At 68.8% G+C, this 19,557-nt stretch carries 20 protein-coding genes; 13 read left to right on the forward strand and 7 right to left on the reverse strand.

Translation table 11 applies throughout. The features are described 5' to 3' along the window. Positions 1–80 precede the first annotated feature (80 nt). The 4 genes from ACK8OR_RS09595 to ACK8OR_RS09610 form a co-directional block, all read right to left on the reverse strand. Positions 81–659 carry a c-type cytochrome gene (locus ACK8OR_RS09595; protein ID WP_410189176.1) on the reverse strand — a complete coding sequence of 193 codons (579 nt, stop codon included), beginning with the start codon at positions 657–659 and terminating at the stop codon, positions 81–83. Continuing rightward, complete coding sequence (locus tag ACK8OR_RS09600) at positions 656–1,915, reverse strand: PQQ-dependent sugar dehydrogenase (RefSeq protein ID WP_410189177.1); 1,260 nt, start codon at positions 1,913–1,915, stop codon at positions 656–658. Before ACK8OR_RS09600 ends, ACK8OR_RS09595 begins: the two co-directional genes overlap by 4 nt. Positions 1,916–2,047: 132 nt before the next feature. Next, on the reverse strand, positions 2,048–3,340 hold the full coding sequence (locus tag ACK8OR_RS09605) for a TRAP transporter large permease (RefSeq protein WP_410189178.1): 1,293 nt from the start codon (positions 3,338–3,340) through the stop codon (positions 2,048–2,050). Beyond that, positions 3,341–3,919, reverse strand: a complete 579-nt coding sequence (locus tag ACK8OR_RS09610) for a TRAP transporter small permease (protein ID WP_410189179.1) — start codon at positions 3,917–3,919, stop codon at positions 3,341–3,343. Between the two features lie 192 nt (positions 3,920–4,111). Here ACK8OR_RS09610 and ACK8OR_RS09615 point away from each other — a divergent pair, with 192 nt between their 5' ends. Continuing rightward, positions 4,112–4,795 carry an outer membrane protein gene (locus ACK8OR_RS09615; RefSeq protein WP_410189180.1) on the forward strand — a complete coding sequence of 228 codons (684 nt, stop codon included), beginning with the start codon at positions 4,112–4,114 and terminating at the stop codon, positions 4,793–4,795. Between the two features lie 6 nt (positions 4,796–4,801). Here ACK8OR_RS09615 and ACK8OR_RS09620 read toward each other — a convergent pair whose 3' ends face one another. Beyond that, a complete protein-coding gene (locus tag ACK8OR_RS09620) occupies positions 4,802–5,857 on the reverse strand; it encodes an ABC transporter ATP-binding protein (protein ID WP_410189181.1) in 1,056 nt (351 codons plus the stop codon). 3 nt (positions 5,858–5,860) lie between these two features. Next, complete coding sequence (locus tag ACK8OR_RS09625) at positions 5,861–6,691, reverse strand: IclR family transcriptional regulator (RefSeq protein WP_410189182.1); 831 nt, start codon at positions 6,689–6,691, stop codon at positions 5,861–5,863. A 91-nt stretch (positions 6,692–6,782) separates the two neighbouring features. Between ACK8OR_RS09625 and ACK8OR_RS09630 the strand changes: the two genes are divergently transcribed. The 12 genes from ACK8OR_RS09630 (at position 6,783) to ACK8OR_RS09685 (ending at position 18,499) form a co-directional block, all read left to right on the forward strand. Then, positions 6,783–8,030, forward strand: a complete 1,248-nt coding sequence (locus tag ACK8OR_RS09630) for an ABC transporter substrate-binding protein (RefSeq protein ID WP_410189183.1) — start codon at positions 6,783–6,785, stop codon at positions 8,028–8,030. 127 nt (positions 8,031–8,157) lie between these two features. Next, positions 8,158–8,607, forward strand: coding sequence for a hypothetical protein (locus ACK8OR_RS09635; RefSeq protein ID WP_410189184.1), 450 nt, complete (start codon positions 8,158–8,160; stop codon positions 8,605–8,607). Positions 8,608–8,616: 9 nt separating this feature from the next. Beyond that, entirely contained in the window at positions 8,617–9,564 is a 948-nt protein-coding gene (locus ACK8OR_RS09640; RefSeq protein WP_410189185.1) for a carbohydrate ABC transporter permease, read from the forward strand. Further along, complete coding sequence (locus tag ACK8OR_RS09645) at positions 9,561–9,944, forward strand: hypothetical protein (protein WP_410189186.1); 384 nt, start codon at positions 9,561–9,563, stop codon at positions 9,942–9,944. Before ACK8OR_RS09640 ends, ACK8OR_RS09645 begins: the two co-directional genes overlap by 4 nt. After that, positions 9,941–10,306 carry an MmcQ/YjbR family DNA-binding protein gene (locus ACK8OR_RS09650; RefSeq protein ID WP_410189187.1) on the forward strand — a complete coding sequence of 122 codons (366 nt, stop codon included), beginning with the start codon at positions 9,941–9,943 and terminating at the stop codon, positions 10,304–10,306. Before ACK8OR_RS09645 ends, ACK8OR_RS09650 begins: the two co-directional genes overlap by 4 nt. Next, positions 10,306–11,154, forward strand: coding sequence for a carbohydrate ABC transporter permease (locus tag ACK8OR_RS09655; RefSeq protein ID WP_410189188.1), 849 nt, complete (start codon positions 10,306–10,308; stop codon positions 11,152–11,154). Before ACK8OR_RS09650 ends, ACK8OR_RS09655 begins: the two co-directional genes overlap by 1 nt. 10 nt (positions 11,155–11,164) lie before the next feature. Beyond that, positions 11,165–13,285, forward strand: coding sequence for an alpha-galactosidase (locus ACK8OR_RS09660; RefSeq protein WP_410189189.1), 2,121 nt, complete (start codon positions 11,165–11,167; stop codon positions 13,283–13,285). Positions 13,286–13,484: 199 nt separating this feature from the next. Further along, positions 13,485–14,255 (forward strand): SDR family NAD(P)-dependent oxidoreductase, encoded by a 771-nt coding sequence (locus ACK8OR_RS09665; protein ID WP_410189190.1) that lies wholly within the window; start codon positions 13,485–13,487, stop codon positions 14,253–14,255. After that, entirely contained in the window at positions 14,252–15,133 is an 882-nt protein-coding gene (locus ACK8OR_RS09670) for a 2-dehydro-3-deoxygalactonokinase (protein ID WP_410189191.1), read from the forward strand. The genes ACK8OR_RS09665 and ACK8OR_RS09670 overlap by 4 nt, the downstream gene beginning before the upstream one ends. Then, positions 15,130–15,750: a 2-dehydro-3-deoxy-6-phosphogalactonate aldolase gene (locus tag ACK8OR_RS09675; RefSeq protein ID WP_410189192.1), complete on the forward strand. Its 621-nt coding sequence runs from the start codon at positions 15,130–15,132 to the stop codon at positions 15,748–15,750. Before ACK8OR_RS09670 ends, ACK8OR_RS09675 begins: the two co-directional genes overlap by 4 nt. Next, positions 15,747–16,610: an SMP-30/gluconolactonase/LRE family protein gene (locus ACK8OR_RS09680; protein ID WP_410189193.1), complete on the forward strand. Its 864-nt coding sequence runs from the start codon at positions 15,747–15,749 to the stop codon at positions 16,608–16,610. Before ACK8OR_RS09675 ends, ACK8OR_RS09680 begins: the two co-directional genes overlap by 4 nt. Continuing rightward, entirely contained in the window at positions 16,607–18,499 is a 1,893-nt protein-coding gene (locus ACK8OR_RS09685) for a beta-galactosidase (RefSeq protein ID WP_410189194.1), read from the forward strand. Before ACK8OR_RS09680 ends, ACK8OR_RS09685 begins: the two co-directional genes overlap by 4 nt. On the opposite strand, the gene ACK8OR_RS09690 is transcribed toward ACK8OR_RS09685, so the two are convergent. Continuing rightward, on the reverse strand, positions 18,477–19,463 hold the full coding sequence (locus ACK8OR_RS09690; RefSeq protein WP_410189195.1) for a type I glyceraldehyde-3-phosphate dehydrogenase: 987 nt from the start codon (positions 19,461–19,463) through the stop codon (positions 18,477–18,479). The two genes, ACK8OR_RS09685 and ACK8OR_RS09690, sit on opposite strands and share 23 nt — an antisense overlap. Between the last annotated feature and the right edge of the window lie 94 nt (positions 19,464–19,557).

Here is a 19,557-nt window from a genome sequence, read left to right on the forward strand (position 1 = left end):
TCGGCGCCGATGACGGGCGATGGGGGCATCTGACGGGATGACGCGGCCTTAGTCCACCACCAGATTCGCAAAGCCGGGCGTCAGGGCGCGGGCGCGATCTCCAGCGTGACGGCGGCATACCAGTCGGCATAGGCACGGATTTCGGCGTCGGTCAGGTCGGCCGCGATGTCGGTCATGATCTCGTGAGTGCGCTTGCCCGTGCGGAACGCCTTCAGCTGGGTGTCAATGTAGATGTTCACCTCGCCCGCGAGGTTCGGCGCGTCGGGCACCAGCGACAGGCCGTCCGCGCCGTGACAGGCGACGCAATCCTCGGGCGCGTCCTCGGCCGCGACCCCCTCGGGCAGCGTCGCGGTGACCTCGTGGGCGGCGTACCACGCCGAGACATCCGCGATCTGCGTCTCCGACAGGCCGCGGGCGACGATGGACATCATCTCGTGCTCGCGCGTGCCGTCCTTGAATGCCGTGAGCTGCGCTTCGAGGTAGTCGAGCGGCTCGCCCCCGATATGGGGCGCGATGGGGATCTGCGCGTAGCCGTCGAGCCCGTGGCACGTCCGGCACATGTTCGCGACCTGCCTCCCGGCGGCGGGGTCGGCGGCGAAGGCGGGCGAGCCCCCGGCGAGCATGAGCCCGCCGAGAGCCAGAAGGCAAAGGTGCCTCATTCGGTCGAGGGCACGTGGGCGATGCGCCAGATCGCCCCGGCGAAGTCGTCCGAGACCAGCATCGAGCCGTCCCGCAGGAACGCGATGTCCATCGGCCGTCCGCGATACTCGCCCGTCGCCTCGTCGAGCCAGCCATCGGCGAAGACTTCGGCGCCCGCAGCGTTCCCTTCCTCGTCGAGCGCGGTGAACATCACCCGCGCGCCCACCGGCGTGGTGCGGTTCCACGACCCGTGCTGCGCCCAGAAGATGCCGCCCTGATACTGGTCGGGGAAGCTGTCACCTCGATAGAAGCTCATGCCCAGGTCGGCGGCATGGGCGGTCAGTTCCAGCTGCGGCTCGACGAAGGACACGCCCTCGGGACGCGGGACGCCCTGATATTCGGGGATCTCGACCCGGCTGTTCGTCCACGGGAAGCCGAAATGCTGACCGGCCTCGGTCTGGCGGTTCAACTCGCCCGGCGGGATGTCGTCCCCCATGCCGTCGACCTGGTTGTCGGTCCACCAGAGCTCGCCCGTCTCGGGGTTGAAGTCATGACCTACCGAATTGCGAACGCCGCGGGTATAGACCTCGCGGTCCGAGCCATCGGTATTCATCCGCACGATGCCGCCGATGCCGATCTCGTCGTACATCTCCAGCTTCTCGACCGGCTGCACGTTGAAGGGCTGGCCGAGCGAGACGTAGAGCTTGCCGTCCGGCCCGATGCGGCAGACGCGCGCGGTGTGGTTGAAGCTTTCCTCCTCGGGCGGGATCAGCTCGCCCTGGTCCACGACCACGCCGACCGCCGGGTCCGGGCCCTCGAAGAAGAACTCGGCCGCCGGGAATTGCAGGATGCGGTTGCGCTCGGCAATGTAGAGGAACCCGTCGGGCGAGAAGCACGGCCCGTTCGGGATGTCGAAGGTGATGGACGGCGCGAAGTCGAAGACCTGGTCGGCGACGCGGTTTCGGTCGCGGTCGACGATCGACCAGACCTTGTCCTTGCGCGTTCCCGCGAAGACCACCGTGCCCTGGGGTGCGACGGCCATCGAACGGGCGTCCGGCACGACCGCGTAGAGACTGACCTCGAACCCGTCCGGCACGTTGATGTGCTGGAGGATGTCGCGCAGCGCATCGGCCCGTTCGCCGTCCTGCGCGATCTCCGTATGGGTGGCCCCGGTGGCCTGCATGTTGCCGAGTTTCTCGAGGTTGGACTGGGCCAGCGCGGGGCCGGCCAGGATGGTCGTCGCGATCAGCGCGACGAGGATCTTCGCGGTAGTCATGAGTCTCTCTCCCTGTGAACCGGCCGCCCACCGCAGCCCTCCCAGACAAGGTGGAGACCGGACCCCCGATGATTTACGTGACGTAAACGTCTGTCAATCGCGCTGAAATCAAAGGCGCTTTGCCGCCGATGGTCAGAGGAAGCCGAAGAAGCGCGGCACCGCGAGCGAGATGGCGGGGATGTAGGTGATGAGGAAGATCACCAGAACCTCGACCGCGAGGAAGGGCAGGATGGCGCGCGCGATGGATTCCACCCGTTCGCCCGACACCGAGGACGCCACGAAGAGCACGAGCCCCATCGGCGGCGTCGCGAGGCCCACGGTCAGGTTCACCGACATGATGATCGCGAAATGCACCGGGTCGACGCCCAGATCGGTGAAGATGGGCCCGAGGATCGGGCCGAGGATGATGATCGCCGGGCCCGCATCGAGGAACATCCCGATGATGAACAGCAGAAGGTTGATCAGCAGCAGCAGGATCAGGGGGTTCTGCGACAGCGACAGGATGAAGTCGGCCAGCGCCTCGGGGGCGTGGCTCAGCGCGACGACCGTCTTGAACGCCATCGCCGCGCCCACCAGCAGCAGCACGACCGACGAGATCAGCGCCGCCTTGCCCAGCACGTCCGGCAGGTCGCGCCACGTCATTTCGCGCAGGATGAAGAGCGACACGATCACCGCGTAGCCAACGGCGACGGCGCTGGCCTCGGTCGGTGTGAACGCCCCGCCGAGGATGCCGCCCAGGATGATGACGGGGGTCAGGAGCGGGAAGAACGCCTTGAGCGACGCGCGCCCCTTCTCGGGCCATGTCGCTCGTCGCTTGAGGGCGGGCATCGCGGCGGGGTCGCGCCGCGCGATCAGGTTGGTGACCAGCATCAGGCCGATCCCGACCATCGCGCCGGGCACGATCCCCGCGAGGAACAGCGCTGCGACCGACTGTTCCATGACGTAGGCGTAGATGATCATGATCCCCGAGGGCGGGATGATCGGCCCGATTACTGACGAGGCGGCGGTCACGGCGGCGGCGAACTTGCGGGTATAGCCTTCCTTCTCCATCGCCGGGATCAGCATCGAGCCCAGCGCCGAAGTGTCGGCCACAGCCGAGCCTGATAGCCCCGCGAAGAGCATGGACGACAGGATGTTCACCTGCGCGAGACCGGCGCGGAAATGCCCGACCAGCGCCTGCGCGAACTCGACCAGGCGGAGCGTGATGCCGCCGCGGTTCATCATCTCGCCGGCGAGCATGAAGAACGGGATCGCCATCAGCGGGAAGCTGTCCATCCCGTTGTAGGTGTTGCGGTAGAGCAGGACGAGGTCCTTGGTGTCGCCGTTGAGCCAGAGCATCACGCCCGGCGCCGCGAGCAGCGCGAAGAACACCGGCAGCCCGACCATCAGGAGGAGCAGGAAGAGCGGCAGGAACCAGACGAGCATCTATTCCGCCCCCACCGTATCGGTCTCGGGAATGACGGGCAGGCGATCCGCCGCCCCGCCCAGCGCCGCGATCTGCCGCAGAATCAGCTCGACCATGACCGAGACCATCATCACGAGGCCCACGACCAGCGATGCCATCATCCAGCTGCGCGGCATCTTCTCCCAGCCCTCGCCGGTCGGGTAGTACAGCGCAGACGTCTTGAAGCGCCCCGAGAAGCCCGTGACCTCATCCCAGCCGATCTTGGCGGCCACGACGAGCACCAGAAGCGAGAGGAGCGACAGCACCAGCATCAGAAGGCCGCCGACCAGGCGCGGCAGCACGAGCTGGATCATGTCGATCGCCACGAACCCGCCCCGGCGCAGCGCCGTCGGCGCGACCACCATCAGCCACAACATGAGAAAGCGCGCCGCCTCTTCGGGCCAGGGGAGCGGGTTCGAGAGGATGTAGCGCCAGAAAACCTGGATCAGGATGAAGCCGACCATCAGCGCCATGCAGATTACGCCGACCCAGCGGCCCACGGCCAGCGCGCCCGCGTTGATGGTGCCCAGCGCCCTGACGGCTGCGACGATCCCTCCCATACGCCCTCCCCGGCGATGCGTGGGGCGATGAACGCAGCCAAGGCGTGTTCCGTCAACCGCGATGATCCCGAAACGACACTCCGCGGCAATCCCGGGATGCCGGGCGATCGGGGGTTGCTCCATCGGACCGCAGCAGTCAGACCGGGACAAAGTGTTAACAGATCGTTAATTTTTCCAGGGAAGCCGCCGGACATGTCGCTCAAGCATCTCGTCGCCGGGCTCGTCATCGCACTCACCGCCATCGGTCCCGCGACCGCGCAGGATTGGTCGGGGCGGACGATCGGCCTGCAACTGGGCCATGTGTCGGGGTCGCCCGCGCATACCCGCGTCATTCCCGCGGGTCGCCAGGGGCACGAGGTCTCGGCCGACGGGATCACCTTCGGTCTGTCCTACGGTCACACCTGGCAACGTGGCCGGTTGGTCTTCGGGATCGACGGTGATCTCGCCGTGTCGGATGCCGCGGGCCGCACGGTGCGCCGGGGCGGCGGGAACGCGCCCTGTGGCCGGGGACGCGGCGGCTGCGACCACGCGGTGAACGCGCTCGCCACGGTGCAGGGACGGCTCGGCTTCGCGCTCGAGAACGGCATCCTGCCCTACGTGACGGGCGGGCTTGCGGTGGCCGACGTGTCGGCGACGGCCAGCATCGGGCGCTGCGGCGCCACGCCCTGCACGGTCGACGGCATCGAGACGGGCTATACCGTCGGCTTCGGCATCGAGGTGCCGGTGCCCGACCGCTGGTCGCTCCGCTCCGAGGTGTCGCGCGTCGATCTCGGAACCGTGCGGTTCGACCGCTCGACCAACCCGGCGGGCAATCGGTTCATCGAGACGGACCTGAGCTACACCCACGTCTCGATCGGCTTCCACCGCCGCTTCTGAGCGCGGTCAGCGCAACCGCGCGCCGCTGCCCGCATCGAACAGCATCAGCCGCGCCGGATCGATCGAAAGCCCGACCCGGTCGCCCTCCGACGACCGCACGTCGCCGCGCTCCTCGACGATCAGCCGTTCGCCGTCGCTGGCCGTCAGATACGCGTAGCTGACGCCGCCCAGCGCCTCGGTCAGCTCCACGCCCAGCACGTCGCCGGGTCCGATCTCCAGATGCTCCGGCCGCAGGCCCACGACCACCTCCGTCCCGTCCGGCGGCAGCGCGACCGGCGGGGTCAGCGTCAGCCCGACGCTCGGCATCTCGACCGCGCCGCCCCGCACCGTGCCCGTCACGAAGTTCATCGAAGGCGAGCCGATGAACCCGGCCACGAAGCGGTTGTCGGGATCGCGATACAGCTCCAGCGGCGCACCCACCTGCTCGATCCGGCCGTCGCGCAGCACGACGATCTTGTCGGCCATGGTCATCGCCTCGACCTGGTCATGGGTGACGTAGATCATCGTCGCCCCGATCTCCTTGTGGAGCCGCGCGATCTCGACCCGCATCTCGACCCTGAGCTCGGCATCGAGGTTCGACAGCGGCTCGTCGAAGAGGAAGACCTCCGGCCCGCGCACGATGGCCCGCCCGATGGCGACGCGCTGCCGCTGACCACCGGACAGGGCAGCGGGCTTGCGCTTGAGATAGGGGTCGAGCTTCAGAACCCGGCTCGCCTCGCCGACCTTGGCGTCGATCTCGGATTTCGGGTGGCCGTTCATCTTCAGGCCGAACCCCATGTTCTCGCCCACCGTCATATGCGGGTAGAGCGCGTAGGTCTGGAACACCATCGCGACGCCGCGCTGCGCGGGATCCTCGCGGGTGACGTCGCGCGCGCCGATCTCGATCTTGCCGGCCGTCGTCTCCTCCAGCCCGGCGATCATCCGCAGGAGCGTGGACTTGCCGCAGCCCGACGGCCCGACGAAGACGCAGAACTCGCCCTCCTCGATCCCGAGATCCACGCCATGGATCACCTGCGTCTCGCCGTAGCGCTTGATCACGTCCGTCAGTTGCACGCCTGCCATGGGTCAGCCCTCCCTCTGATCGGGGAAGCGCCAGTCGCGCAGGGCCCCTGAAATCCGTTCGACCGCCGCGGCGAGCGCCGGGCGATGCGCCAAGAGGCGCGTCTTGTCCAACCCCTGGCCGGTCACCGACACCGCGCCCTGCACCCGCCCGCCCGGCGACAGGACCGGCATCGCGATGCAGGCGATGCCCGGCTCGTGCTCCTCGCGGTCGAAGGCATGGCCGGCGGCCCGGATGGCGGCCAGCTCGGCGCGCATCGCGTCGGCGTCGGTGATGGTCGAGGGCGTGAAGCGGTGCCAGGACTGGCGGTCCAGCGCAGCGGCCAGCTCCGGCTCGGGCAGATGCGCCAGCATCGCCTTGCCGACCCCCGTGCAATAGGCCGGTCCAACCTTGCCCGCCTCGGAATACATCGGCACGGCGCGGGCCGGGCCACGCTTGTCGAGATAGAGCACCTGCCCGCTGTCGAGCTGCGCCAAGTGCACCGTCTGCCCGATCTCGGCGGCCAGCGCCTCGAGATGCGGACGGGCGATCGGGGCGAGGTTCGATTGCGACCACGCCGCATGGGCCAGCCGCACCAGCCGCAGGCCCGGCGTGTAGGTCCCCGTCTCGGGATCGAGCGACAGCATCCCTTGGCTCACCAGCGTCTGGAGCAGGCGGTAGAGCGTGGCCTTCGGATGGGGCGACGTCTCGAGCAGCTCCGAGAACCGCACCGGCCGCCCGACCGACGCGACATGGTCGAGCACGCCCAGCGCCTTGCCCACAGTCCCGTCGCCGCTCTCATGTCGAATGTTCACGCGGCCTCCCCCGGTGGATGCTTGACAGGCTAGCCGGAACATCCGACAGTTTTCAACATAAGAAACCGCGTTTCACTATTTGGAACCGCGGGAGCTTCAAGGACAATGCGACCGCACAATCTGGGAGGATATCATGCGATCCATTCTGACGGCCCTGGCCGCCACCACCATGCTCACCGGGACCGCCTTCGCCGACGCCCACGCGCTGTCGGGCGACCTGCGGATCATCTCCGACATGTCCAACCCGGCGCCCCGCGCGGTGATGGAAGGCCTCGTCGCCGAGTTCGGCGAGATGCATCCCGATCTCAACATCGAGCTGGAGGTCATCGACCGCGAGGCCTGGAAGTCCCAGATCCGCAACGTGCTGTCGGCGAACCCGCCCGACGTCGTGAACTGGTACGCCGCCAACCGCATGATGCCCTACGTGAACGCGGGCCTCTTCGAGGACGTCTCCGACGTCTGGGGCGAGATCGAGGGCCTCGACAGCGTCAAGGGCGCGCTGACCATCGACGGCAAGCAATACGGCGTCCCCTACACCTACTACCAGTGGGGCGTGTATTACCGCGAAGACATCTTCAACGAGCTTGGCCTGACCGAGCCCACGACCTGGGAAGAAGAGCTCGCCAATTGCCAGGCGATCCTCGATTCGGGCCGCAAGTGCTATACGATCGGCACCAAGTTCCTGTGGACCGCCGGCGGCTGGTTCGACTACCTCAACATGCGGACCAACGGGTTCGACTTCCACATGCAGCTGGCCCAGGGCGAAATCCCGTGGACCGACGATCGCGTGCGCCAGACCTTCGCCAACTGGCGGCAGCTGATCGACATGGGCGCCTATATCGACGACCACCAGAACTACTCCTGGCAGGAGGCGCTGCCCCTGATGGTCAACGGCGAGGCCACGGCCTACCTGATGGGCAACTTCGCCGTCGCACCGATGCGCGAGGCGGGTCTGACGGACGACCAGATCGACTTCTACCAGTTCCCGGCGATCAACCCCGATGTCGAGATGGGCGAGGACGCTCCGACGGACACGTTCCACATCGCTTCGGGCGCCCAGAACAAGGAAGCCGCGCGCGAATTCCTGAAGTTCGTGGTCTCGGCCGACGTGCAGACGGACATCAACTCGGGCGCCAAGCTGGGCCAGCTTCCGGTCAATGCCGGGTCCAGCGTCGACGATGACGAGTTCCTGAACCAGGGCTTCGAGATGCTGTCCGAGAACGCCACCGGCGGCATCGCGCAGTTCTTCGACCGGGACTTCCCGGCCGAGATGGCCGCGCTTGGGATGGAGGGCCTGCAGGAATTCATGGTCTTCCCCGACAATCTCGAGGACATCCTCCAGCGCCTCGAGCAGGCCCGCGAGCGCATCTACGCCAACTGATCCGGTGCGGGGCGGAGGCATCCTCCGCCCCCGCCCAGATGACCCCGGCCATCCGCGGCCGGGGTCCGCCATCCCGACCCATCCGCATGGCCCCGCCATCCGAATGTGCCGGAACGGGAGACCGACCATGATCCGCATCGCGATCGTACTCGCCCTTCTCGCCAGCCCCGCCGCCGCGCAGACCGTGACCGGTGCCTGTACCGACGGCAGCATCTGGACGGGCAGCCCCGGCGATGCCGGGCTCGGGCCCTGCGAGAGCCCCGGCGAGGGGTTCTTCCGGCTCCGCTGCGACGCCGGGTCGGTCGTGATGAACGTCGAGAGCCCCTATCCCATCGCCGAGGACCAGCGCGGCACGGTCGATCTGACCGTGGACGGCACCGTCTGGCGTCTGGAAGGCGTCGGGCGCACCTTCGACCGGACCGACACGCGCGGCCTCGCCGCCGTCGCGGTGCCCACCGAGGCGCTCGACGCGCTGGCCGCGGGCAGCACCGCGCGGCTCGACATGCCGACCGAGACGCGACCCTTCCACCTGACCGGCTCGGGTGCGGCGCTCGCCGCGCTGCGCGACGCCTGCTGAGGAGCGATCATGTCCACCACCGCCCCCGCCGTTCCGCCGACCGACGCCCCGCCCCGCCGCGGCTGGTACGCGCGCAACCAGATCGCGGTGACCCCGTGGCTCTTCCTCTTGCCGGGCCTGCTGTTCTTCGCCGTCTACGTCATCCTGCCGATCTTCCAGTCCTTCCAGGTCAGCCTCTACCGCTGGGACGGCTTGGGCGAATTGTCCGAAACGGGCACCTTCATCGGTCTCGGCAACTACCGCGAACTCGCGACCGACCGGGCCTTCGACATCTCGCTCTGGAACAACTTCCGCTGGCTCCTGCTCTATCTGCTGGCCATCCCCATGGGCCTCGGGATCGCTCTCTTCCTCAACCAGACCGTGACCGGCATCCGGCTCTACAAGTCGCTCTTCTTCTTTCCCTTCGTCATCAGCCAGGTCGTCGTGGGCCTCGTCTTCTCGTGGTTCTACCTCCCGAAGGAGGGCCTGCTGAACGCGGCGCTGGCGCTCTTCGGGCTGGGGCCGATCAACATCCTGGGCGACCCCGACCTCGCCACCTACGGTATCATCGCGGCCGGTCTCTGGCCGCAGACGGCCTATTGCATGATCCTCTACCTGACGGGCCTGAACGCCGTGGACCCCGAGCAGGTCGAGGCCGCGCGGCTCGACGGCGCGAAGGGCTGGAAGATGCTCTGGTACGTCATCATCCCGCAACTCAAGCCCGCGACCTTCATCGCCTTCGTCGTCACGATCATCGGCGCGCTCAGATCCTTCGACCTGATCTCGATCATGACCAACGGCGGGCCGTTCGGTTCGACGCGGGTGCTGTCCTTCTACATGTTCGAGAAGGCGTTGGCCGAGTTCGGCTTCCGCATGGGCTACGGCGCGGCCATCGCGGTCGTCCTCTTCCTCATCATGCTCTGCTTCATCGCCTATTTCCTGTGGTCGATGTGGCGCGACGAAAGGTCCCCAAGATGAAGCCTCTTCTCGCCACATTGTCCGCGTTCCTAGTCGTGACGAGCGCCGCATTTCCACAAGTCGTGATCGACGAAGGCATTGAGCCGTCCGGTTGGTCCGAAGGACCGCGCCCGGTTGCGCTGAGGTGCGCCGGGCTGCTCGGCATTATTGCTAAGCAGGCAAGTTCCATGGAGGCGCTGAACGCTCAGATGATCCTCCTGCGCGAAGCGGTGCGTCTTTCCGATGGCGATCCACCCTTCGGAGACGTGGCGGCAGAGTCTGAAGAGTACGCCGAAGCCTATCTGGGCTTGCCGCAGACCGACGAGACCGGCGCGATGATCGCCTCGGACATGCAAAGCTGCACCACGCTCATTAGCGTAGTGCAAAAAGCGTCTGAATGACCCGCGCCGAGTTCGACGCCCTTTGCGCCCCGCATCCCGGCGCGGTCCTCTCCGGCCCCGGAGAGCTCGACGCCTGGAAGGTCGGCGGCAAGATGTTCGCCTGCTTCGGCCATGTCGACACCCGCGCCACCAACGACGACCACGTCGTGGTCCGCTGCGCCGATGCCGACATGGCGCGGATGCTGATCGAGACCGGGGCCGCCGGGAAGCCCGCCTATTTCCGCGGTGCCTGGGTCCGGCTGGACCTGCCCGGACTCGACCCGGACGAGGCCGCCCACCGCGTCGCCGTCAGCTACGACACCATCCGCGCGGGGCTGACGAAGAAGGCCCAGGCCGCCCTGCCCCTACGGGAGTCCGACTGATGTTCCCCACCCCCATCGCCAAGACCTCCCGCGCGTGGCAGCTCACCTACCAGTCGCTCCTGCCCGTGGCCCTCGTCGTGTGGCTCCTGCCGCTGATCGCGGTGATGCTGTTCTCGATCAAGCCGGACACCGATTTCACGACCGGCAACTACTGGGGCTGGCCCTCGTCCTTCGAAGGCTTCGCCAACTACGGCCGCGTCTTCTTCGAGAGCGACATGCCCCGCTATCTGCTGAACTCGGTGCTGATCACCGTCCCCACGGTCGTCGGCGTCCTGATCCTGTCCTGCATGACGGGCTTCGCGCTTGGCATCTACCGCTTCAAGGGCAACCTTCTGATCTTCTTCATGTTCATCGCGGGCAACTTCGTGCCCTTCCAGATCCTGATGGTCCCCGTCCGCGACCTGACGATCGACATGAACCTCTACGACACCAAGACGGGCCTCGTTCTCTTCCACATCGCCTTCCAGACCGGCTTCTGCACGCTCTTCATGCGCAACTTCATCCGCGCGCTGCCCTTCCCGCTGATCGAGGCGGCGCGGGTCGAAGGCGTCGCCGAATGGCGCATCTTCTGGTACGTCGTCATCCCGTTGATGAAGCCCGCCATGGCCGCGCTCGCCGTGTTGATCTTCACCTTCATCTGGAACGATTACTTCTGGGCCATCGTCCTGACCCAGGGTGCCGACAGCCAGCCGGTCACCGCGGGCATTACGTCCTTCAACGCCCAGTACCGTGCGGCCTATCACCTGATGAGCGCGGGCAGCATCGTTGCCGCGCTGCCCCCGGTGCTGATGTTCTTCCTGATGCAGCGTCACTTCATCGCGGGGCTGACCCTCGGCGCGGTCAAGTGACCTCGGCGCGATGAAGGACACCGCAACCGTGACGACGCGCACCTGGCGCCTCGACGACACCGCGCCCGGCACCGGCACGCGCCAGACCATGGTGCTCGCCGCCGAGCATGACCGCCTGCCGCAGGTGGTCTATTGGGGGGCGCCCCTGCCGCCCGAAGCCGATCTCGCGACGCTCGCCGCGGCCCACGCGATCGACGTGACCGGCGGGATGCTCGACGCCAATCCCGACCTGTCGCTCTGCCCCGAGGCGGTGCGCTCCTTTCCCGGCCAGCCCGGCCTCATCCTGCGCGGCGAGGACGGCACGCCGCTTCTGCCCAAGTTCCACTACGCCTCCGAGGACGGCAGCGACGGGCTCGCCCTCACCTACACGGATCCGGAGAACGGCCTCGCCCTCACCTTCCGCCTGACGCCCGACCCCTCGACCCGGATCGTCCAGCTCAAGACCATCCTCACCTCCGAGCGGCCCGTCCATCTCCACTGGCTCGCCGCGCCCGTGCTGCCCGCGCCGCAGCACTCCTCCGAGATGATCGACGTCGCCGGGCGCTGGACGGGCGAGTTCCAGCTCAACCGCACGCCCTGGTCCGCCGGCATCCGCTACCGCGAGAACCGGACCGGCCGCACCGGGCACGAACATTTCCCCGGCCTGATCGTCCCGGCCACCGGCGCCACGAACACGCAGGGCGAGGCCTGGGGCTTCCACTACGGCTGGTCCGGCGGACATCGCATGATCGCCGAAGAGCTGCCCGACGGACGCCGCCAGATCCAGTTCGGCCATGCCGCCCGGATGGAAACGAAGCCCGCCACCCGGTTCGAGAGCGCGACGCTCTACGTCACCTATTCGCCCTACGGCCTAAACGGCTGCGCCGTCGCCTTCCAGCGCCACGCCCGCGACCGCATCGTCACCTGGCCCGACGACGCCCGCTCCCGGCCGGTGCATTACAATTGCTGGGAGGCCGTCTATTTCGACCACAAGCTCCCGGTCCTGACCGATATCGCCAGCCGCGCCGCCGCCCTCGGGGCCGAGCGCTTCGTGCTCGACGACGGCTGGTTCGGCCAGCGCGACGACGACACCCGCTCGCTCTCGGACTGGACGGTGGACGCGCGCAAGTATCCCGACGGGCTGGGCCCGCTGATTTCGCATGTCCACGGGTTGGGTATGACATTCGGCATCTGGTTCGAACCCGAGATGATCAATCCCGACAGCGACATCCACCGCGCCCATCCCGATTGGGCGCTTGGCGGCGACGACCAGACGCTGGGCCGCCAGCAGAAGGCGCTGAACATGGCGCTGCCGGAGGTGCGGGACTTCATCTACGACCGGATGGCCGCGATCCTGTCGGCGCACGACATCGACTACGTCAAATGGGACCACAACCGCGTCCTGCCCATGCCCGACGCCGACCAGACCCGCGGCTCCTACGCGCTGATCGACCGGCTCCGCGCGGCCTTTCCGCAGGTCGAGATCGAGAGCTGCGCCTCCGGCGGCGGGCGCATCGATTTCGGCATCCTCAAGCGGACCCAGCGCGTCTGGCTCTCGGATTCGAACGACGCGCTCGAACGGCTTCGCATCCAGCATGACGCGGCGCTCTTCCTGCCGCTCGCCGTCACCGGCTCCCATGTCGGGCCGCGCCGGTGCCACACGTCGGGGCGTATCCTCGACATCTCGTTCCGCGCCTGGGTCGCGGCCCAGCGGCATATGGGGTTCGAGATGGACCCCCGCGAACTCGACGAGCACGAGGCGCGTGTCCTGACCGAGGTGACCGCCTGGTGGAAGGCGAACCGCGACTGGATGACGCTGGCCGACATCCACCGTCTCGACGCGCCCGACCCCGCGATCCTCGCCGAACAGCAGCAGCACCGGACCGGCGACCGCTTCGTCGTCTTCGCGGGGAAGGCGGCGACCTCGACCCAGATCGCGCCGCGCCCGCTGCGCCTGACCGCGCTCGAACCCGATGCCACCTACCAGATCGAGCTCATCAACCGCGCCTCTGCACCCGCCCTGTCGCGCGGCAACCCGATCCTCAAGGACGGCCCGATCGATGTTTCGGGCACTTGGCTCATGCATCACGGCATTACCCTGCCTTGGCATTTCCCCGAGACGATGTGGGTTCTGGAAGGGACGCGCCTGTGACCCGACCTTCAGCTCGCATTAAGGTTAACGCGACCGCCCCTTTCCTCTGGCCGGAAATACCTCGGGCGGGCGCCGCAGGCGCGGGGGCAGCGCCCCCTCCGGACGCGCAACGCAGCACGCCGGCGGCCCGGTCCGCGCCCATGACACCCACCCGACCGAGATTCCCCGTGGCGCGCCCACGACCCATCCGAGGCTCCCGATGACCGACATGCCCACCTATCCCGACCTCGACGGCGCCTCCGTCTTCATCACCGGCGGCGGCTCCGGCATCGGCGCGGGCCTGACCGAAGGCTTCCTGCGCCAAGGCGCGCGCGTCGCCTTCATCGGCCGTTCGGATGCCTCGGCCTTCGTGTCGGAGATGTCCGAGGCGACGGGCAACACGCCGCTCTTCATCCAGGGCGACATCACCGACATCGCCGGTCTGCGCGCCGCGATGGATCGGGCCGCGGAGGCCCACGGCCCCGTCACCCGTCTCGTCAACAATGCCGCCAACGATCAGCGCCATGACAGCCTCGATGTCGACGAGGACTTCTACCGCTGGTCCACCGACATCAACTTCAAGTCGTATTTCTTCGCCTGCCAGCACGCGGTCGCGGGGATGCGGGCGGGCGGATACGGCCACATCGTCAACTTCTCCTCGATCTCATACATGATGGGGAATGCGGGCTACGCGCTCTACACCGCGTCGAATGCCGCGATCACCGGCATGACCCGGTCGATGGCGCGCGAGTTCGGGCCCGACGGCATCCGCATCAACGCTCTCGCCCCCGGCTGGGTGCTGACCCGGAAGCAACTCGACAAATGGGCGACGCCGGACGGGCTCGCCGCCCATCTCGACCGCCAGTGCCTCAAGACCCATCTCGCGCCCGACGACATCGTGGCCCCGACGCTGTTCCTCTCCAGCACCGCCTCGCGGATGATGACCGGACAGCTCATGGCGGTCGATGGCGGCGTGGTCGTCACCGGATGACGGGCTGGATCGCCCTCGACTGGGGCACCACGGCCCTGCGCGCCACGCGGATGGACGGCACCGACCCGCAGGAGACGCGGCAGAACGAGGCGGGCATGGCCGGGCTCGCGGGGGACGCGTTCGAACCCGCGCTCCTCGATCTCGTGGGCGACTGGATCGACGATGCGCCGCTGGTGATCGCCTGCGGCATGGTCGGCTCGCGGCAGGGCTGGCACGAGGCGCCCTACGCCGCCGTTCCCTGCGCGCCGCTTGGTGCCGGGCTGGTCGAGGTGCCGACCGCCGATCCGCGCCTCCGCGTCCGCATCGTGCCCGGCCTGTCGCAGCAGAAGCCGCATCAGGACGTGATGCGCGGCGAGGAGACGCAGATCGCGGGCATCCTCGCGCACCTCCCCGAGTTCGACGGCATCGCCTGCCTGCCGGGCACCCATACAAAGTGGGCGCATCTGAGCGCGGGCGAGGTCGTCAGCTTCCGCACGATCATGACCGGCGAGGTCTTCGCCACCCTCGGCCGCGACACGATCCTGCGCCATTCGCTGGGTGGCGATGGCTGGTCAGAGGCGGCGTTTCTCGAGGCCGTGTCCGACGCGCTCTCGCGGCCCGAGACCCTGACCGCCCGCCTCTTCGAGCTGCGCGCCACCGACCTTCTCCACGGGCAGGATTCCACCACCGCCCGCTCGATCCTGTCGGGGCTCTTGATCGGGGCCGAACTGGCCGCCACCAAGCCGTGGTGGATGGGCCGCGACGTCGTCGTTACCGGCTCGGACACGACGACCCGCGCCTATGCCGCCGCCTTGCGCGCGCAGGGCCTCGACCCGACCATCCTCGCCGCCGACGCCATGACGTGGGCCGGTCTCGCCGCCGCCAGGAGCCTGCCATGATCCGACCGCTGATCGCCATCCTGCGCGGCCTGTCGCCCGACGATGCCGTGCCCGCCTGCGAGGCGCTGATCGCCGCCGGGATCACCGTGATCGAGGTGCCGCTGAACTCGCCCGAGCCGCTGCGCTCCATCGCCGCGATGGCCGGGGCCGCGGGCGAACGCGCGATCATCGGGGCGGGCACTGTCCTTTCGGCCTCCGAGGTCGAGGCCGTGGCCGAGGCGGGTGGCCGCCTGATCGTGTCGCCCAATGCCGATGCCGAAGTGATCGCCCGCACCCGCGAACTGGGCCTCGAAAGCTGGCCCGGTATCTTCACCCCGACCGAGGCCTTCGCCGCCATCAAAGCGGGCGCGACGGGGCTGAAGCTCTTTCCCGGCTCCATGGCAGGACCCGGCGGCCTCAAGGCGATGAAGGCGGTCCTGCCCTGCACGCACCCCGTCTATGCCGTCGGCGGTGCGGGCCCCGAGAACTTCGCCGCGTGGCTGGCGGCGGGGGCGGACGGCTTCGGCCTCGGCACGGCGCTCTACACGCCCGGCCTCGCCCCGGACGAGATCGCCGCCCGCGCCCGCCGCATCGTCGCGGCCTATGACGCGGCCACCGGCGCGGGACACGTGGTATGACCCAGGCCCGGATCTGGGACGACCGCGTCTGCGGCTTGGGCGAAGGCGCGCTCTGGCATCCCGGACGCGGCCAGCTCTTCTGGTTCGACATCCTCGCCGGCACGCTCCACAGCCGCGACGGCGACACCCAGCTCTCCTGGACGTTCCCCGAGCCGGTCAGCGCCGCGGGCTGGATCGACCGTGACACGCTGATGGTCGCGGGGGCCACGGGGTTCTGGCGTTTTGACATCCCTACGGGCGGGATCGCGCGCCTCGGCGATCTCGAAGCCGACCGGCCCGACACCCGCTCGAACGACGGGCGCGCGGACCCGGTCGGCGGCTTCTGGATCGGCACGATGGGGCTCGGGGCGGAGCCGGGCGCCGGTGCGATCTACCGCTATTTCCGGGGCGAGGTGCGCCGCATCGTGACCGATATCACCATCCCCAATGCGATCTGCTTCTCGCCCCATGGGGATTTCGCCTATTACGCCGACACGCGCGCGGAGATCATCTGGAAGCAGCGGATCGACCGCGCGGGCTGGCCCTCGGGCAAGCGCGAGGTCTTCGCGGACTTCTCGGGCGTCGGCCTCGCGCCCGACGGGGCGGTCTGCGACGCGGACGGCAATGTGTGGGTCGCGCAATGGGGGGCCTGGCGCGTCGCCTGCCACGGCCCCGACGGGCGCTTCCTGCAGGCGCTGGCCTGCGGTGCCGCGCATACCACCTGCCCGGCCTTCGGCGGCCCGGACCTCGCCACGATGTTCGTGACCTCCGCCACACAGGGCCTCAACGACGGCGCGCTCGACCATCAGCCGGGCGGCGGGCGCACCTGGGCCGCCGAGATGCCGGTGCGGGGTCTCGCCGAACACAAGGTCGTCCTGTGACGCGCACGCTGGGGACCTGCTGGTATCCCGAACACTGGCCCGAGGCGATGTGGGCTGGCGACGCCGCGCGCATGGCCGATCTCGGCCTGACCTGGGTCAGGATCGGCGAGTTCGCATGGTCGAAGCTGGAACCCCAGCCGGGGCGCTTCGACTGGGGCTGGCTCGACCGCGCCGTGGACATACTGACGGCGGCGGGCCTGCGGGTCGTGATGGGCACACCCTCGGCCACGCCACCGCGCTGGATGCTCGATCGCCATCCCGACATGCTCGCCGTCGATGCCGAAGGCCGCCCGCGCGGCTTCGGCTCCCGCCGCCATTACTGCTTCAGCCACGCAGGCTATCGCGAGGAGGCCGCGCGCATGGCCGGCCACATGGCCAAGCGCTACGGCGACCGGGTCGCGGCGTGGCAGACCGACAACGAGTACGGCTGCCACGACACCGTGCTCAGCTATTCCGACGCCGCGCGCGACGCGTTCCGCGACTGGCTGCGCCACCGCTACCAGACACCCGAGGCGCTGAACGCGGCCTGGGGCAACGTCTTCTGGTCGATGGACTACGCCGACTGGACCGAAATCGACCTGCCCCACCTCACCGTGACCGAGCCGAACCCGTCCCACGCCCTCGCCTTCCGGCGCTTCTCCAGCGACCAGGTGATCCGCTGGAACGCGGCACAGGTCGAGGCCATCCGGGCCCATTCCGATGCGCCGATCTCGCATAATTACATGGGCCGCGTGACCGAGTTCGACCACCACGCCCTCGGGCGCCAGATGGAGATCGCGACATGGGACAGCTACCCTCTGGGCTTCCTCCTGGACCGGGTGCCCGGCGGCGACCGCGCGGCCTATCTCCGGCAGGGCGATCCCGACTTCCAAGCGTTCCACCACGACCTCTATCGCGGCGTCTCGCCCCGCTGGTGGGTGATGGAGCAGCAGCCCGGCCCGGTGAACTGGGCGCCGTGGAACCCCGCGCCCCTGCCCGGCATGGTCCGGCTCTGGACGTGGGAGGCCTTCGCCCATGGCGCCGAATGCGTCAGCTGGTTCCGCTGGCGGCAATTCCCACATGCGCAGGAGCAGCAGCATGCGGGCCTTCGCCGACCCGATGACGGCCCCGGTCATGGCTGGGCCGAGGCCGAGCAGGTCGCCGCCGAACTGCACGACGCGCCGGACGTCTCGCCCGTGCAGGCCCCCGTCGCGCTGATCTTCGACTACGCCTCGCAATGGGCGTGGGAGGTACAGCCGCAGGGCGCGGGCTTCGACCATTTCGCGCTCGCCTTCGACCTCTACCGCGCGCTCCGGTCGCTGGGGCTCAGCATCGACATCCTGCCTCCGGATACCGCGAATCTCGACGGCTACGCGCTCGTGCTCGTGCCCGGGCTCCTCTCTCTGGCGGACCCGCTTCGCGCGGCCATCGGCGCCGCGCCGGGAGTTGTCCTCACCGGGCCGCGCACCGACCTGAAGACCCGCGATCTGGGCATCCCGCAGGCCCTCGGCCCCGACCTTCCCGGCCTCGATGCGACCAGCGTGATGGAGGAGACGTTTCCGCCCGACGCCGCCCGTCCGCTGAGGACCGGCGGCCACGCGACGCTTTGGCTGGAGCATCTCGAGACCGGGGCCGAAATCGTCGAAGCCACGGCCGACGGGACCCCCGCCCTGATCCGCGCCGGGAACCGCGCCCATTTCGCGACCTGGCCCGACCCGCTGGCCGCGCGCCGTATCCTGCGCGACCTGGCGCAGGACGCCGGGCTCGTGACGCACGACCTGCCCAAGGGCCTGCGCCTCCGCGACACGGGCACGGAACGCTTCGTGTTCAACTACGCCGCCGAGGCGCGGGCCTTCGACGGCGAGGACGTGCCTCCCGCGGGTGTCCTCAGGCGACCTCGCCCATCCTGAGCCCCAAATCGAGCATCCGGTTCGCGAAGCCCCATTCGTTGTCGTACCAGCCGAAGACCCGCATCAGCCCGCCCGTCGCGGCACGGGTCTCGGGCAGCGCCATGATCACGCTCTCGGCGCGGCCCCTCAGGTCCGAGCTGACCAGCGGCCCGGTCTCGGTCCCGATCACCCCGCCCGCCGCCGCAAGCGCGGCGTTCACGGCTTCCACATCCGTCTCCGTCGCGGGCAGGAACGTCAGGTCGACCGCCGAGACGCTTGCCACCGGCACGCGCACCGACTGGCACGGAACGCGCCCCGCCAGATGCGGCAGCACCTGGTCGACCAACCGCCCCGCGCTGGTCGTCGTCGGCACCATGGACAGCGCCGCCGCCCGGCTCCGTCCGAGGTCCGATCCGCCCCGCGCCATGTCCACGGTCGGCTGGCTGCCGGTGTAGCAGTGGATCGTCGTCATCGAGCCCGACGCCACGCCGAACGCCGCATCCAGCACCGCCAACAGGGGCGCCACGGCATTCGTCGTGCAGGACGCGTTCGAGACGATGCGATGGGCCGGGTCCAGCACCTCGTCATTCGCGCCCAGCACCACGGTCGCGTCCGCCACGTCGGACGGCCCCGACATCAGCACCTTTCCCGCCCCGGCCAGAAGCCCCCGCTCGACCTCGGCGCGGGTGCCGGCATGGCCCGTGCATTCCATCACCAGATCCACGCCCGAGAGCGTCAGCGTCCGAAGGTCGGGCGTCCGGTGGAACGGGATCGCGCGCCCGTCCACCACCAGCGCGTCCTCGGCGGTCTCGATCGTCCCCGGCCACGGGCCGAAGACGCTGTCGTAGCGGAAGAGATAGGCGCAGGCCTCCAGCGCGGCGATATCGTTGATCCCGACGATCTCGATCCCCGCGCCGGCCCCGCCCAGATGCGCGCGCAGGATCGACCGCCCGATCCGCCCGAACCCGTTGATGAACACCCGCATGGCACGCCTCCCGTCCCTTCATAGGAGAGCGACCGCGACACAGGTCAACGCCGAAGGCGTATCGCTACAATGCGCGTCTTTGCTCGGAAAACAT

Source organism: Jannaschia halovivens (assembly GCF_046452375.1).
Lineage (GTDB): Bacteria > Pseudomonadota > Alphaproteobacteria > Rhodobacterales > Rhodobacteraceae > Jannaschia > Jannaschia halovivens.